Raw genomic sequence first — 13,426 nt, forward strand, 5'->3', positions numbered from 1 at the left:
CTGATCGCGTCTCCTATACTGACAGCGATGACCAGGTCAGAAGCGGATCACAGCATCCTCCGCATCCATCGCGCCCTCCGTCCCGGCTTCGGCACCGAGGCCGCCGTGTACGGCACGATCCTCGTGAGTGGACTCATCGCCCTGGCGTCCTACTCCGGCGAGACGTCGGTCCGGGTGCTGATCAAGGTCGGCGTCACGGTCGTGGTCTTCTGGGCCTCGCACGTGTTCGCGGGCACGGTCGCCCGCATGGGCGAACACGCGAGCGACGAGGTGCGCGCCGAGCTCGGGCCCGCGTTCCGCGGCTCCCTGCGTCACTCCGTGGGGATGCTCACCTCGGCGACGGTCCCCGCACTGATCCTCCTGCTCGGAACCACCCGGATCATCCCCGACGACATCGCCAACGACGTGGCGCTCTGGTCCGGCGTCGTGATCCTCGCCTTCCTCGGCTACGTCGCGTTCCTGCGGCGGGGGAGCTCGCAGCTCGTCCGCATCCTCGGCGCGCTCGTGACGGCGTCGTTCGGGCTGGCGTTCGTCGTCATGAAGGCCTTCATCCACTGACCCGCTCTTTCCCCGCGGCGGGATCGAAAACGCACCCCCGGGACGCCCCGGGGGTGCGTTCTTGATCCCGCCCGGCGGCGGGTGGGGGGCGGGCTAGTTTGCGAGGAAGGACTTCAGGGCGGCGTTCACCTCTTCGGCGTGGGTCCAGAGCAGACCGTGCGGGGCGCCCTCGACCTCGACGTAGTCGGCATCCGGCACCGCCTGGTGGAACCGGCGGGCGGTCGCGTCGATCGGGAGGATGTTGTCTTTCGTGCCGTGCAGGATCAGCGTGGGCTTTCCTGAGGCGCGGACCGCCTCCACGTCGGCACGGAAGTCCTCGATCCAGGCGTCCACGACGGCGTAGGCGGCGACCGGCGCACTGGTGATCGCGACGTTCCAGCTGCCCTGCACGGCCTCCTCGCTGATGCGCGAGCCGAGGTTCTCATCCAGGTTGTAGAAGTTCTTGTAGAAGTCGGTGAACCAGGCGAAGCGGTCGCCCTTGGCTGCCGCCTCGATGCCGTCGAAGACCTCCTGCGGCACGCCCTCGGGGTTGTCGTCGCGCTGCACCAGGAACGGCTCGAGCGAGGCGAGGAAGGCGAGCTTGGCGACGCGGTCGTGTCCGTAGCGGCTCACGTAGCGGGCGAGTTCGCCGGTGCCCATCGAGAAGCCGACGAGCACGACGTCACGCAGATCGAGGGTCTCGAGCACGGTGTTCAGGTCGGCCGCGAACGTGTCGTAGTCGTAGCCGGCGTTCACCTTCGACGACTGGCCGAAACCGCGGCGGTCGTAGGTGATGACGCGGTAGCCCTGGGCGAGGAGCTCGCGGGTCTGCCGCTCCCAGCTGTGACCGTTCAGCGGATAGCCGTGGATCAGGACGACGGGCTGACCCGATCCCTGGTCCTCGTAGTAGAGCTCGATCGGGGTGCTGTTCTCGGTCCCGACGGTGATGCGACCCATGTTCCTGATCCTCTCGATTGCTGCGAGAACGATCGTTCTCGCGAATGGGACCAATCTAGAGAACGTTCGTTCTCGTGTCAAGTAGACTTCTGGGCATGACCGAAGACGAGGCCCGCGAGCGCATCCTCAGCGCCGCCGAAGAGCTGTACTACCGCAAGGGGTACGCGGCGGTCGGCATGGACGAGCTCCGTCATGCCGCCGGGGTGTCGCTGCGTCGGCTCTACTCCCTGTTTCCTGCGAAGACCGACATCGTCGCGGCTGTGCTCGCGCGCAAGCACAGCGAGTGGGAGTCCGGGCTCGCCCGCGCGGTGGCGGATGCCGGAGACGATCCGCGAGCCCGCCTCCTCGCCGTGTACGGCTACCTGGAGAACTGGTTCTGCGCCGACGACTTCCGTGGCTGCGCCTTCATCAACGCGTTCGGCGAGCTCGGCGGCACCAACCCCGAGGTCGCCGAGATCGTGCGCACGCACAAGGCATCCTTCCAGGAGTACATGGCCGCGCTGGTCGCCGAGACCGGGGCGCCGGCGGCGCTCGCCGCACAGCTGTCGATCCTCGCGGAAGGGGCCCAGAGCACGGCGGCGATCTCCGCGGATCCGGCCGTGGCGATTCAGGCCCGCGGGGCCGCCGAAGTGCTGATCGACGCGGCCTTCGCGCGCGTCTGAGCCTTCCGTCAGTGTCTCCGATCCGTGTCGCGTGTACTCGTCGGGAGTCTGGGTTCACCTGTCGGGAGATCGGACGGCTGTCGGGGAAAGTCGTGGCGTGTCGTCCGACAAGCGTCCGAACTCCCGACAAGTGGGCGGCGGATGCGTGACCGAACTCCCGACAAGCGTGTGGCGCGGCGGTGATTTGACTAACCTGGTTAGCGAAAAGGTGTGCACGTGTCAAGGCCGATGCGGCGCGTGTGCACGTCTCGTAGCGTGCGGGCATGGAATCGCGCATGAAGGACATCGGTCGCCAGAGCCTGGTCATCGCCGCGGCGGCGTTCATGCTGATCGCAGCGGCCATCGGCGCGGGAGCCTTCGGCGGCACCTCGGTCGACGACCTGCAGGACGGTGCGCTGTCCGCACAGGGTTCGTACCTCGCGCCAGCCGGCCCCGCGTTCTCGATCTGGTCGCTCATCTACCTCGGCCTGATCGCCTACACGGTGTGGCAGGCGCTCCCCGCGCAGCGACAGGACGTGCGCCAACGGGCGGTGGGTGGATGGATCGCCGCCTCGATGGTGCTGAACGGGCTGTGGCTCGTCACCGCGCGGTACCTGACGCTGTGGCTGACGGTCGTCGTGATCGCGCTGCTGCTGGCCGTGCTGGCGAGGGTGATCGTCGTGCTGGTGCGCTTCCCCGCGCGCACCGCCGCCGACCGCATCCTCACCGGCGGCGCGAACGGGTTGCACTTCGGCTGGGTCACGATCGCCACGGTCGCGAACACCGCCGCGTGGTTCACCCAGATCGCCCCGGAGAGCTGGGCGGACGCGGCCGATGTCTGGGCTGTCGCCGTGCTCGTCGTCGTGCTCGTGATCGGGTGCGCGGCGGCGTGGGCGACCGGCCGCATCGCCCCCGCTCTGGCCACGGCGTGGGGTCTCGCGTGGCTCGCCGTCGGGCGTCTCACCGGTGAGCCCGAGAGCACGCCGACCGCGATCGCCGCGATCATCGTGGCCGTGGTGCTCGTCGGGGTCGCGGTCGTCGCGGTGGTGCGGCGGAGAAGCCGTGCCGCGCGTCAGAGCACCAGGCGGTAGCCCATCCCGGCCTCGGTCAGCAGGTGCACGGGCGTGCTCGGCTCCTGCTCGAGCTTCTTGCGCAGTTGCGACATGTACAGCCGCAGGTAGCCGGAGTCGGACACCTGCTCGCTGCCCCAGATCTCCTTCAGCAGATCCTGCCGGGTGACGAGGGCGCCCGGATGCCGCGACAGGTGCTCGAGCATCCGCCACTCGGTCGGGGTCAGGTGCACGCGGGTGCCGCCACGGGTCACGGTCTTCGTCGCGAGATCGACCACCACCTCGCCGAACGTCACCGTTGACTCGCCGTTCGCGGGGATCGAGCGGCGGGACAGCGCCCGCAGACGTGCGAGCAGCTCGTCGACCTGGAAGGGCTTCGTCACGAAGTCGTCGGCACCGGCGTCGAGCGCCTCCACTTTGTCGGCCGACCCCGTGCGACCGGACACCACGATGATCGGCACGTTCGTCCACCCGCGCAGCGCCTGGATCACCTCGATGCCGTCGAGGCGCGGCATCCCCAGATCGAGCATGATCAGGTCGGGGTGCGTCTGGGCGGCGGCGGCGATCGCGGCCGCGCCGTCGGGGGCTACCACGACGTCGTAGCCGTGTGCGGCGAGAGTGATCCGCAGCGCCCGCACCATCTGCGGGTCGTCGTCGGCGATGAGGAGCTTCACTCCGTGTCCTCCGTGTCGGGGGACCCTGCGGCCAGCGGCAGGGAGATGACCATGGTGAGGCCTCCACCGGGGGTGTCCTCGGGTGTCAGGGTACCGCCCATGCCCTCGGTGAACCCGCGCGACAGGGCGAGTCCGAGCCCGAGTCCGGTGGTGTTGTCGGTGTCGCCGAACCGCTGGAACGGTTGGAAGATCCGGTCGCGCCGCTCCGGGGAGACGCCCTCGCCGCGGTCGATGATGCGGATCTCGGCACGGTCGCCGAGCGCGCTCGTGGAGATGATGACCCGGGTGTCGTCGGGCGAATGCCGATGTGCGTTCGCGAGCACGTTGACCAGCACGCGCAGCAGCAGCACCGGGTCGGCGAACACCGGCGGCAGTTCCGGATCGAGCGCGAGCTCGACATCCGCGGGCCCGAGGCCGAGCTCGTCGACCGCGGCGAGCACGCTGCCCGCGGCATCCATGCGCGACGAGGAGACGGCGAGCACGCCGGCCTGCACGCGGCTCACGTCGAGCAGATCGGTGACCAGGGTCGACAGCGTCGCCAGGCTCTCGTCGGCGGTCGCGAGCAGCTCGTCACGGTCGGATGCCGACAGCCCGCGGGCGCCGCGGAGTCCGCCGATCGCCGCGACGGCCGAGGCGAGCGGGCGTCGGAGGTCGTGGCTCACGGCGGAGAGCAGGGCGCTGCGCACCTGATCGGTCTCGGCGAGGGCTTCGGCCTCGCGGGCCGTGGCGCGCAGATCGGTGTGCTCGATCGCGGCGGACAGCTGCGCGACGATCGCATCCAGCAGACGGCGCTCGGGTCCGGCGAGGGGTTCGCCGTTGAGCTCCAGCAGCGCCCGGGGACCGCCGCCCGTGCCGATCCCGACCGGGATGGTCGTGGCCCGGCCGTCTGGCACCGGTTCGCCGTCGCTGGCGAGCACCTCGCCGTCCGGGGAGAGCAGTCGCACCCCGCTCAGCCCGAACGCCTCGCGGGTGCGACTGACCAGGGCGAGCACGGCGTTGTCGCCGCGGAGCACGTTGCCGGCGACCGCGGCGAGCAGCTCGGCCTCGGCGGCCGCGCGCTGGGCAGTGCGGGCACGGCGGGCGGCCTGGTCCACGATCAGGCTCACCAGGATCGCGATCACGACGTAGAGGGTGAGGGCGAGGACGTGCAGCGGATGCGCGATCGTGATCGTGAACAACGGCGCGACGAACAGGAAGTCGAGCGTGATGCCGGAGAGCACGGCCGCGAACACCGCAGGACGGATGCCGCCGATGAGAGCCACCACGACCACGAGCAGCTGATACGCCAGCACCTCGGCGGTGATCGACTCGGGGCTGCGGAACGTGAACATCACCCACGACAGCAGCGGTCCGAACACCAGGGCCACGCCGAGCCCGAGCAGCTGTCGCCGCCACCCGAGCGCTCCCCCGGTGATGCGCGGCAGCACCATCCGTCCGCCGGCCGCGGCGTGCGTCACGATGTGCACGTCGATGTCGCCCGAGCGGCGGATCACCTCGGAGCCGATGCCCGGACCGGTGAGCGCGGCCGTGAGTCGGCTGCGTCTGCTCACGCCGATCACGAGCTGCGTGGCGTCCGCCCCCTGCGCGAACTCGACCAGCGTGACCGGGATGTCGTCGCCGACGACCTGGTGGTACGTGCCGCCCAGCGACTCCACGAGCGTGCGCTGGGCCGCGAGTGCGCCGGGTGTCTCGTCGCGCAGCCCGTCCTGCGCCGACACGTGCACGGCGAGCAGTTCCCCGCCTGCGGAGCGCGCCGCGATGCGGGCACCGCGACGGATCAGGGTCTCGCCCTCCGGTCCGCCCGTGAGCGCGACCACCACGCGCTCCCTGGCCTGCCACGTGCCTTCGATGCCCTGCTCGGCGCGGTAGCTGCGCAGGGCGCTGTCGACCTCGTCGGCGAGCCAGAGCAGGGCGAGCTCGCGCAGCGCGGTGAGGTTGCCCAGGCGGAAGTAGTTCGACAGGGCGGCGTCGATCCGCTCGGCCGGGTACACCAGCCCGGCCGAGAGCCGGTCGCGCAGCGTCTGCGGGGCGAGGTCGACCACCTCGATCTCGTCGGCGGCACGCACCACCGCATCCGGGATCGTCTCCTGTTGCGCGATACCGGTGATCTTCTCGACCACCGCGTTCAGCGATTCGATGTGCTGCACGTTGACGGTCGTGACCACGTCGATCCCGGCGTCGAGCAGCTCGTCGACGTCCTGCCAGCGCTTCGGGTTGCGCGACCCCGGGGCGTTCGTGTGGGCGAGCTCGTCGACCAGGGCGATCTCGGGTGCGCGTTCGATCACGGCTTCCAGGTCGAGCTCGGTGAGCGCGATCCCGCGGTGCAGGTCGACCCGCCGCGGCACCTCGGGGAGTCCGACCGTCTGCGCGAGGGTCGCGGCGCGCTCGTGCGTCTCGACGATCGCGATCACGACGTCGTGGCCCTCGTCGAGCATGCGGCGCCCCTCGGCCAGCATCTCGTAGGTCTTGCCGACGCCGGGGGCGGCCCCGAGGAGTACTCGGAGCCGCCCCCGGCGCGACGGGCCGTGAGGTCGACGGAGAGGAGCTGCGGTCATTCGCCCTCCCGGTCATCGAGCGCGAGGTTGAGTTCGGCGACGTTGATGCGCTCGTCGCCGAGGAATCCCAGATCCCGCCCTTGAATCCTAGACTCCACGAGGTCGCGCACCGCCTGCTCGGAGAGGCCGCGCGCCTCGGCCACACGCGGCACCTGCAGCAGGGCGTAGGCCACGCTGATGTGCGGGTCGAGGCCCGAGCCGGACGCCGTGACCGCGTCTGCCGGGACCTGGGACGGGTCGACGCCCTCGCGTGCCGCGATCGCGGCCTTGCGCTCCGCGATGGCGGCGACCAGGTCGGGGTTCTCCGGGCCCAGGTTGCTGCCGCTGGAGCCTGCCCCGTCGTAGCCGTCGCCCGCGGCGGACGGGCGTGACTGGAAGTAGGTCGGAATGGCGTTGCCGTCGGCGTCGGTGAAGGACTGGCCGATCAGCGAGCTGCCCTTGTCGTCGGGCAGCGGCGAGCCGTTCGCCTGCCACGGGAGCAGGAGCTGGCCGATGCCGGTCACCAGCAGCGTGTAGCCGACACCGAGCAGGAGGGTGAGGACGAGCATCGCGCGGACGGCGACACCGGTGGTGCGGGCCGCGGTGCGAGTGGAGGACATGTCTGGATTCCCTTTCCGAGCCGGGTCAGAAGCCCGGGATGAGGCTGACGACGAGGTCGATGAGCTTGATGCCGAGGAACGGGGCGATCACGCCGCCGAGGCCGTAGATGAGCAGGTTGCGCTGCAGGATCTGCGAGGCGCTCGCGGGCCGGTACTTCACGCCGCGCAGGGCCAGCGGGATGAGGAACACGATCACGATGGCGTTGAAGATGATCGCGCTGGTGACGGCGGATGCCGGGGAGTGCAGCTGCATGATGTTGAGTGCGGCGAGCCCGGGGAACACCCCCATGAAGATCGCCGGGATGATGGCGAAGTACTTCGCGATGTCGTTCGCGAGCGAGAACGTGGTGAGCGCCCCGCGCGTGATGAGCAACTGCTTGCCGATGCGGACGATGTCGATCAGCTTGGTCGGGTCGGAGTCGAGGTCGACCATGTTGCCGGCCTCCTTCGCGGCCGAGGTGCCGGTGTTCATCGCCACGCCGACGTCGGCCTGGGCGAGCGCGGGGGCGTCGTTGGTGCCGTCCCCGGTCATCGCGACCAGCCGGCCGCCCTCCTGCTCGCGGCGGATGAGCTCGAGCTTGTCCTCGGGCGTCGCCTCGGCGAGGAAGTCGTCGACCCCGGCCTCCGCCGCGATCGCCTTCGCCGTGAGCGGGTTGTCGCCCGTGATCATGACGGTGCGGATGCCCATCGCCCGCAGTTCGTCGAAGCGCTCGCGGAGGCCGTCCTTGACGATGTCCTTGAGGTGCACCACGCCGAGCACGCGGCCGCCGGCACCGGGCGCGGTCACCGCGACGACGAGGGGGGTGCCGCCACGGGAGGCCACGGCATCCGTGCGGCTGGCGAGCTCCGCGTCGTCGCCGTCGAGTCCGAGCCAGGCGCGCACGGCGGAACCGGCGCCCTTGCGGATCTGCGTGCCGTCGGCGAGGTCGAGTCCCGACATGCGGGTCTGCGCGGTGAACGGCACGACCACCGCGTCGGCGGGGGCGGTCACCCGGATGCCGTTCGCCTCGGCGAGCTCGACGATCGAGGCGCCCTCCGGGGTGGGGTCGGCGAGCGACGACAGTGCCGCGACCTCGAGCAGCTCCTCGCCGTTCACGCCGGGCAGCGGCAGCACCTCGTGTGCGCGACGGTTGCCGTAGGTGATGGTGCCGGTCTTGTCGAGCAGCAGTGTGGTGACGTCTCCCGCGGCCTCCACCGCACGCCCCGACATGGCGAGCACGTTGCGCTGCACGAGGCGGTCCATTCCGGCGATGCCGATGGCTGAGAGCAGCGCCCCGATCGTGGTGGGGATGAGGCACACGAGCAGCGCGATCAGCACCGGGATGCTCACCGGCGATGCCGCGTACGAGGCGATCGGGTTCAGGGCGAGGACGACGACCACGAACACGATCGACAGGCTCGCGAGCAGGATGTTCAGGGCGATCTCGTTGGGCGTGCGCTGCCGGCTCGCGCCCTCGACGAGCGCGATCATGCGGTCGACGAACGTCTCACCCGGCTTCGAGGTGATGCGCACCACGATGCGGTCGGACAGCACGCGGGTGCCGCCCGTGACGGCGCTGCGGTCTCCGCCGGACTCGCGGATCACCGGGGCGCTCTCGCCCGTGATGGCCGACTCGTCGACGGTCGCGATACCGGCGACGATGTCGCCGTCGCCGGGGATCAGCTCGCCCGCCGTGACGATCACCACGTCGTCGCGCTGCAGCTCGGCCGACGAGACCTGGGCGGTCGCGGCGTGCTCTGCCGCGGCATCCGCGGCCGGGTCGTAGCCGACCACGCGGCGGGCCATCGTGCTGGTGCGGGTCTTGCGCAGGCTCGCGGCCTGCGCCTTGCCGCGGCCTTCGGCGACCGATTCCGCGACGTTCGCGAACAGCACGGTCAGCCACAGCCAGATGGCGATGCCCCAGGTGAAGGGGGCGGGCACCGGGGTGCCGCCCGACGAGGCGGGGCCGCCGAGGAACGGCTCGGCGATCGCGAGCACGGTGGTGAAGGCCGCACCGACCCAGACCAGGAGCATGACCGGGTTGCGGACGAGGGCCGTCGGGTCCAGCTTGCGCAGCGCCCCGGGGAGTGCCTGCACGAGCTGCGCCCAGCCGAAGGAACGCGGGGGTGTCGTCGGAGCGGATGCCGGAGCATCCTGCTGTTCGGAAGGAGTGGTGATGAGGGTCATGGTCAGACGAGGCCTTCAGCGAGGGGTCCCAGTGCCAGCACCGGGAAGTAGGTGAGTGCCGTGACGATGACGGTCACGGAGAGGAGGAGGCCGACGAACTGCGGCCGGTGCGTGGGCAGGGTGCCCGAGGTCGCGGGCACGTGCTGCTGCGCCGCGAACGATCCGGCGAGGGCCAGCACGAGCACGATCGGCAGGAACCGTCCGAGCAGCATCGCCACGCCCAGGGCCGTGTTGAACCACGGCGTGTTCGCGGTGAGCCCGGCGAAGGCGGAGCCGTTGTTGTTCGCGGCCGAGGTGAACGCGTAGAGCACTTCGCTCATGCCGTGCACGCCCGGGTTCAGGATGCTGGTCGACTCCACGTCTTCCCGGATGCCGGGGATCGCGAAGCTCAGCGCCGTGCCGCCCAGCACGAGTGCCGGGACCACGAGGATGTACAGGCTCGCGAGCTTGATCTCCCGCGGGCCGATGCGCTTGCCGAGGTACTCGGGGGTGCGTCCGACGAGCAGACCGCCGATGAACACGGCGATGATCGCGAGCACGAGCATCCCGTACAGACCCGATCCGACGCCGCCGGGGGCGACCTCGCCGAGCATCATGTTCAGCATCGGCATCATGCCGCCGAGCGCCGTGTACGAATCGTGCATCGAGTTCACCGCGCCGGTCGAGGTGAGCGTGCTCGCACTGCCGAACAGCGTCGAGCCGAGGATGCCGAAGCGCACCTCCTTACCCTCCATGGCGGCCCCGGCGAGCTCCGGTGCGGTGCCCCGGCCGGCCAGTTCGAGCGCCGAGAGCGCGACCGTCGAGACGAGGAAGAGCGTGCCCATGACTGCGGCGATCGCGTAGCCCTGCCGGTGGTCGCCGACCATGCGGCCGAAGGTGCGGGGGAGGGAGAACGGGATCACCAGGATCAGCAGCACCGACAGCAGGTTCGTGAAGCCGCTCGGGTTCTCGAAGGGGTGCGCGGAGTTGGCGTTGAAGAAGCCGCCGCCGTTCGTGCCGAGGAGCTTGATCGCCTCCTGCGAGGCGACGGGGCCGCCGGGGATCGGCTGCGTGCCGCCCGACACCGTGGTGACGTCGGTGAAGCCCGCGAAGTTCTGGATCACACCGCCCGCGAGGAGGGCCACCGCGCCGATCAGCGCGATCGGGAGGAGGATGCGGCCGAGCCCGCGGATGAGGTCGACCCAGAAGTTGCCGATCGTGGTCGAGCCGCGCCGGGCGAGACCGCGGATCAGCGCGATCGCGATGGTGAGGCCGACCGCCGCCGACACGAAGTTCTGCACCGTGAGGCCCGCGAGCTGCACGGTGTAGCCCATGGTCTGCTCGGGCGAGTACGACTGCCAGTTGGTGTTCGCCACGAACGAGGCCGCGGTGTTGAACGACAGCCCCTCCGGTACGGCCGGGAGTCCGAGCGACTGCGGCAGGAACGCCTGGAGCCGCTGCAGACCGTAGACGAGGAGCACCCCCACCACCGAGAACGCGAGAACGCTGCGGGCGTAGGCGCGCCAGGTCTGCTCGGACGAGGAATCCACGCCGATGAGGCGGTAGATGCCGCGCTCGACCCGCAGGTCGCGTGCCGAGCTGAACACATGGGCCATGTAGTCGCCGAGCGGGCGATACAGGAGCACCAGCACGACCACGACGGCCGTGAGCTGGAGGACGCCGAACCAGACGGACGCGTCCATCAGAACTTCTCGGGGGCCACGAGAGCGACCACGAGGTAGACGATGGCGCCGACCGCGAGGACGGCGGCGAGGATCTCGAAGACGATCATCCCCGCGCCCCTCCGTCCATCGCTTCGCGCTGGGCGGAGCCTCGGGCGCGTGGGCCCGCCTTCTCCACCGCCTTGGCGACCAGGGACACGAGGGCGAACAGCGCGAGAGTCAGCGCAATGTAGATGATGTCGAGCACGGATCCGATACAACTCCGCCGCGATGCCCGCCGCCGCGATCCTCACGCTTCCCCTACGCACCCCGCCCCGATGCATGCGCGTTGCTCACGGGAACCGCATCTTCGTGCGGGAACCGGGGGATTCGGCCCTATGCTCACGAGGTGGGAATCAGATGGTCCAGGATCGGGTCGGGGACGTGGGTCGTCGCCGGGCTGGTCACGGTCGCGCTCGTGTGCGTGGTCACCGGGTTCCTGCCGCGACCCGACGCCGGGGCCTTGGGGGAGCGGATCGCGCCCGTGCTCGGCTTCGTCGTGGCGATCACGATCGTCGCCGAGCTCGCCCGTGACGCCGCCGTGTTCGACGTGGTCGCCCAGCGCCTCGCGCGGTGGGGCCGAGGGCGGGTGGTGGCCCTGTGGATGCTGGTGGTGGCGCTCGCCGTGGTGAGCACGGTGTTCCTCTCGCTCGACACCACTGCCGTGATCGTCACGCCCGTGGTGGTCCTGCTGGCGCAGAGCATCGGGGTCTCACCGCTGCCGTTCGCGCTCGCGACCGTCTGGCTCGCCAACACGGCATCCCTCGCCCTTCCGGTCTCCAACCTCACGAATCTGCTCGCCGCCCCGGCGATCGGCGACAGCCCCACGGCGTTCATCGCGTTGAGCTGGGCGCCCACCCTCGTCGGCATCCTCGTACCGGTCGCGATCCTCACGGTCATGCACCGGCGCACGGTGTTCCGCACCTACGAGACGCCCGCACCGCGACGCCCGGCCGACCCTGCACTGTTCTGGAGCGCCACGGGCATCCTCCTGGTGCTGATGCCCCTGCTCGCGATCACGCACGACGTGTGGATCCCGGCCACGGGCGCCGCCCTCGCGCTGATCGTGCTGTTCGCCGTGCGTCGGCGTCGGGCGCTGCGCATCGCCCTGGTCCCGTGGCAGGCGCTCGCGCTCGCCGCGTCGCTGTTCGTGCTGGTCGAGGCCGCGCACGCGCACGGTCTGCTCGACTTCCTCACGTCGCCGACCGCGAACGGCGACTCCCCCGGCGACCTGTTCCGGCTGGCCGCGCTCGGTGCGGTGAGCGCCAACGCGATCAACAACCTCCCGGCCTACCTGGTGCTCGAGCCGGCCGCGGGAGACCCGGTGGCGCTGATGGCCCTGCTGATCGGCGTCAACGTGGGTCCGCTCATCACCCCGTGGGCCTCGCTCGCGACGCTGCTCTGGCATCACCGGATCGTCGCGTTGGGCGTGACGATCCGGTGGAGCCGCTTCATGATGTGGGGCGTGCTGGCGGCGGTGCCGACCGTGCTCGCCGCTGTGCTGGTGCTGGCGCTCGTCTCGGGCTAGCCCTGCACCGGACGCGCCGGTCAGCGCGTCGCGAGCGCGTCCAGGAACGTGCGCGTCTGGGCCGCGAGCTCGGGCGACCGGGTGTGGTGCAGGTAGTGGCCGCCGTCGATCCGCACGACCTCGCCGTGGTCGACGCTCGCGGCCTGGGTCTCGTGCAGCTCGAGCCAGCCCGGCACCTCGGCGTCCTCCTCGGCCACGAACAGCAGCACGGGGAGATCGGCGGGGAACGTCGTGCCGCTGACGGCCACGAAGTTCTCCTTCGCACGGTCCATCTCGTCGAGCAGGGTCGGAGCGGCGGCGTTCCTGGCGCTGAGCACCTGCATCCGCTCCTTCGTGTCGTCGTCGTACGGCAGTCCCGCGTAGGGATCGCCGGCGATGGCCCCGAGCACGCGGGTGATCCCGAGCGCGGAGAGGGTGGCGATGGTGGATGTCGGCATCGGCTCGTCCCAGCCGGGCTGGTCGGGCACGCTGCTGTCGATGCCGATGAAGGCCGTGACCTCGTCGGGGTAGGCGGCCGTGTACGTCAGGGCGTAGATGCCGGAGATCGAGTGCCCCATGAGCGAGTACCGGTCGATGCCGAGCTCCTGCAGCGCGGCGTGCACCTCCCCGGTGATGTTCTCGGCCGTGCGCGGGGTGTCGGTCTGGTCGCTGAGTCCGGTGTCGAAGGGTTCCACCGCCACCACCCGGTACGTGTCCTGCAGCTCCGCGATCAGCGGCTGGAAGTCGAGCCCCGGCGCCGCGGTGCCCAGTCCGGGGAGCAGCACGATCGTCTCCTCGCCCTCACCCGCCACGACCACGTTCATCTCCTTGCCGTCGACGGTCACCGTCTCGCCGTAGGGGGTGAACAGCGATTCCTCGACCTTCGTCGCGATGACGTTCCCGATCGCGGTCGCGGCGACCGTGAGCACGGGGACCGCGACGAGGACTCCGAGGGTGGTGAGGACGACTCTCCAGGGCTTGCGCATGCTGCTCTCTCTCGACCGCGGGTTCGGTTCCGG

The 13,426-nt window shown here is 70.5% G+C and carries 13 protein-coding genes; 4 read left to right on the plus strand and 9 right to left on the minus strand.

Annotated elements, in window-relative coordinates; genetic code table 11:
• Positions 1-27: 27 nt before the first annotated feature.
• The gene (locus WFM69_RS04900) at positions 28-558 is read left to right on the plus strand and encodes a hypothetical protein (protein ID WP_337002258.1); all 531 of its coding nucleotides are present in this window, start codon (positions 28-30) and stop codon (positions 556-558) included.
• A 93-nt stretch (positions 559-651) separates the two neighbouring features.
• On the opposite strand, the gene WFM69_RS04905 is transcribed toward WFM69_RS04900, so the two are convergent.
• Complete coding sequence (locus WFM69_RS04905; protein WP_337002260.1) at positions 652-1,494, minus strand: alpha/beta fold hydrolase; 843 nt, start codon at positions 1,492-1,494, stop codon at positions 652-654.
• Positions 1,495-1,589: 95 nt separating this feature from the next.
• Here WFM69_RS04905 and WFM69_RS04910 point away from each other — a divergent pair, with 95 nt between their 5' ends.
• Positions 1,590-2,156, plus strand: coding sequence for a TetR/AcrR family transcriptional regulator (locus WFM69_RS04910; RefSeq protein WP_337002262.1), 567 nt, complete (start codon positions 1,590-1,592; stop codon positions 2,154-2,156).
• A 263-nt stretch (positions 2,157-2,419) separates the two neighbouring features.
• Positions 2,420-3,226, plus strand: coding sequence for a TspO/MBR family protein (locus tag WFM69_RS04915; RefSeq protein WP_337002264.1), 807 nt, complete (start codon positions 2,420-2,422; stop codon positions 3,224-3,226).
• On the opposite strand, the gene WFM69_RS04920 is transcribed toward WFM69_RS04915, so the two are convergent.
• Genes WFM69_RS04920 through WFM69_RS04950 form a run of 7 tightly spaced genes read right to left on the minus strand, consistent with a single transcriptional unit; the run spans position 3,208 to position 11,108 of the window.
• The gene (locus WFM69_RS04920) at positions 3,208-3,879 is read right to left on the minus strand and encodes a response regulator transcription factor (protein ID WP_337002266.1); all 672 of its coding nucleotides are present in this window, start codon (positions 3,877-3,879) and stop codon (positions 3,208-3,210) included. The genes WFM69_RS04915 and WFM69_RS04920 overlap by 19 nt on opposite strands.
• Complete coding sequence (locus tag WFM69_RS04925; protein WP_337002268.1) at positions 3,876-6,434, minus strand: ATP-binding protein; 2,559 nt, start codon at positions 6,432-6,434, stop codon at positions 3,876-3,878. Before WFM69_RS04925 ends, WFM69_RS04920 begins: the two co-directional genes overlap by 4 nt.
• Positions 6,431-7,033 carry a potassium-transporting ATPase subunit KdpC gene (gene kdpC, locus WFM69_RS04930; protein ID WP_337002270.1) on the minus strand — a complete coding sequence of 201 codons (603 nt, stop codon included), beginning with the start codon at positions 7,031-7,033 and terminating at the stop codon, positions 6,431-6,433. The genes WFM69_RS04925 and kdpC overlap by 4 nt, the downstream gene beginning before the upstream one ends.
• Positions 7,034-7,058: 25 nt before the next feature.
• On the minus strand, positions 7,059-9,200 hold the full coding sequence (gene kdpB / locus WFM69_RS04935) for a potassium-transporting ATPase subunit KdpB (protein WP_337002272.1): 2,142 nt from the start codon (positions 9,198-9,200) through the stop codon (positions 7,059-7,061).
• 2 nt (positions 9,201-9,202) lie between these two features.
• Positions 9,203-10,882 (minus strand): potassium-transporting ATPase subunit KdpA, encoded by a 1,680-nt coding sequence (kdpA, locus tag WFM69_RS04940; protein WP_337002274.1) that lies wholly within the window; start codon positions 10,880-10,882, stop codon positions 9,203-9,205.
• The gene (locus WFM69_RS04945) at positions 10,882-10,971 is read right to left on the minus strand and encodes a potassium-transporting ATPase subunit F (protein ID WP_337002276.1); all 90 of its coding nucleotides are present in this window, start codon (positions 10,969-10,971) and stop codon (positions 10,882-10,884) included. Before WFM69_RS04945 ends, kdpA begins: the two co-directional genes overlap by 1 nt.
• Complete coding sequence (locus WFM69_RS04950) at positions 10,968-11,108, minus strand: hypothetical protein (RefSeq protein ID WP_337002278.1); 141 nt, start codon at positions 11,106-11,108, stop codon at positions 10,968-10,970. The genes WFM69_RS04945 and WFM69_RS04950 overlap by 4 nt, the downstream gene beginning before the upstream one ends.
• Before the next feature lie 147 nt (positions 11,109-11,255).
• Here WFM69_RS04950 and WFM69_RS04955 point away from each other — a divergent pair, with 147 nt between their 5' ends.
• Positions 11,256-12,428: an SLC13 family permease gene (locus WFM69_RS04955; RefSeq protein ID WP_442928400.1), complete on the plus strand. Its 1,173-nt coding sequence runs from the start codon at positions 11,256-11,258 to the stop codon at positions 12,426-12,428.
• 20 nt (positions 12,429-12,448) lie between these two features.
• Here WFM69_RS04955 and WFM69_RS04960 read toward each other — a convergent pair whose 3' ends face one another.
• Entirely contained in the window at positions 12,449-13,393 is a 945-nt protein-coding gene (locus WFM69_RS04960) for an alpha/beta fold hydrolase (RefSeq protein WP_337002282.1), read from the minus strand.
• Between the last annotated feature and the right edge of the window lie 33 nt (positions 13,394-13,426).

Source organism: Microbacterium sp. LB12 (assembly GCF_037150835.1).
Classification (GTDB): Bacteria; Actinomycetota; Actinomycetes; order Actinomycetales; family Microbacteriaceae; genus Microbacterium.